At 69.7% G+C, this 1,694-nt stretch carries 1 protein-coding gene and 1 pseudogene; both read right to left on the reverse strand.

Annotation, left to right across the window (positions count from 1 at the left end):
- Window positions 1–240 (reverse strand): annotated as a pseudogene (locus tag ABZ622_RS42030) (carbonic anhydrase); the annotation flags it as partial.
- Window positions 241–489: 249 nt separating this feature from the next.
- Window positions 490–1,575: a PP2C family protein-serine/threonine phosphatase gene (locus ABZ622_RS42035; protein ID WP_360552614.1), complete on the reverse strand. Its 1,086-nt coding sequence runs from the start codon at window positions 1,573–1,575 to the stop codon at window positions 490–492.
- Window positions 1,576–1,694 lie beyond the last annotated feature (119 nt).

The following is a 1,694-nucleotide window of genomic DNA, read 5'->3' on the forward strand; positions in this document are numbered from 1 at the left end:
CACGAACTCGCGTCGGTTCGGATCCCGGTCGGGATGCCGAAGGTCTCCGCTCACCCAGCGTTCGTTGCCGTCCATCAGTCTCGCGAATGCCTCGGAGGGCGTGCTCGGCCGCGTGTTCGGCGAAGTGCCGGCCGCCAGTGGTGTGGCGCTCGTCGAGGAGCACCCCGTGAGTGCGACCGAGGCGACCACGAGTCCGCCGGCGAGCAGCGTTCTGCGATCCCGGCGCTCTGATCCGCCCATCGGCACTGTCCCTTCAGTCCGCTGAGATGGATCCGTACATCTCGACCAGGGCGATTGTTCAGCGTTGTGCGGGAGCACGACGGCAGGCGCGAGCGGGTGCGGCCCGCTGTGCCACCGACGGCCCACAGAACCGGCTCGGGCGGCTGAGTGCCTGATGCGCGTGCCGGGAGGCCGCGGGGACCGCTGAGGATCTCGCTCTTGCTGTCGGGTTCGCGGCGGATCACTGGAGAACGAGATCTTCGGGCACTTCTATTCGGGCAGGTGGTGGATGGCGAGGGCCGCGGTGTCGTCGTGGAGGTGGTTGTCGCTGTAGATGAGGAGATCGTGGTGGAGGCGGTCGAGGAGTTCCCGGGGCTGGAGAGGGCCCCAGGAGAGGACACGCCGGCGGAGGGGGTAGAAGGCCCCGGTGCGGTCGCGTGCTTCGGTGACGCCGTCGGTGTAGAGCAGTAACTGGTCGCCGGGTCCGAAGGGGTACTCATCGACGTGGTAGGCCTCTTTGAGGTGTATGCCCAGGTTGAGGGGCGGTGCGGGGTCGGCCGTCTCCAGTTCGGTGACCGCTTCGGAGTGGATGAGGAGGGGTGGGGGGTGGCCGCAGTTGACGATGCGGACCACGTGGCGGAGGGGGATCTCCGCGAAGACAGCGGTGACGAAGCGCTCGTCCACGTTGTTTCCGGCCAGGCGGGTGGCCCTGCGATTCATGCTCGTCTCCGCCCGGCGGGCGACGGCGGCGAGGTCGGGTTCGTCGTGGGCGGCCTCACGGAAGGCGCCGAGGAGGGTGGCGGCCGTTTCGACGGCGGGAAGTCCTTTGCCGCGGACGTCGCCGATGACGATGCGGAGTCCGTACGTGGTGGGGACGGCCTCATACAGGTCACCGCCGATGCGTGCTTCCGCAGCGGCGGACAGGTAGAGGGTTTCAATCAGAAGTGGGCCGATGCGGTGCGGGACCGGGCTCAGCAGGACGTGCTGGGCGATCTCGGCCACGAAGCGCACGGTGGCCAGGGTGCGTTCCCGGCGCACGCGGTGGGCAGCCAGGATTGTTCCGAGGACGCCGACCACGGCGGTGCTCAGGTAGGTGGCCACGTAGTGGCGTTCCCACACGTAACTCACCGGGCGGCCCGCGCAGCAAGGGGTGCCGGCCAGGGCTCCTTCGAAGGCGATCGCGAACACGGTGACGCCGGCGACGGCAGCGGGGCCGTGGGCGAAGGCCGCGATCACGGGGAGCGCGATGAGCAGGAAGCTCACCGGCCACTGCACGGGCGTCAGGGGTTCGAGCACCAGGATGCCCACGACATAGAAGGCGGGCAGCCACCGCATCCATACGGGCGCGGGCGGCACCTGCGGGCCCCCACCGCCGGGCGGCGCCGCCCGGCCACTCTCCGCCCCGGGACGGCCCGGCCACCACACTGTTACCTACGCCGAATATCGATCGACGAGAGCGGCGCGAGCGCGGATGC

The organism is Streptomyces sp. NPDC007164, from assembly GCF_040634135.1.
Lineage (GTDB): Bacteria > Actinomycetota > Actinomycetes > Streptomycetales > Streptomycetaceae > Streptomyces > Streptomyces sanglieri.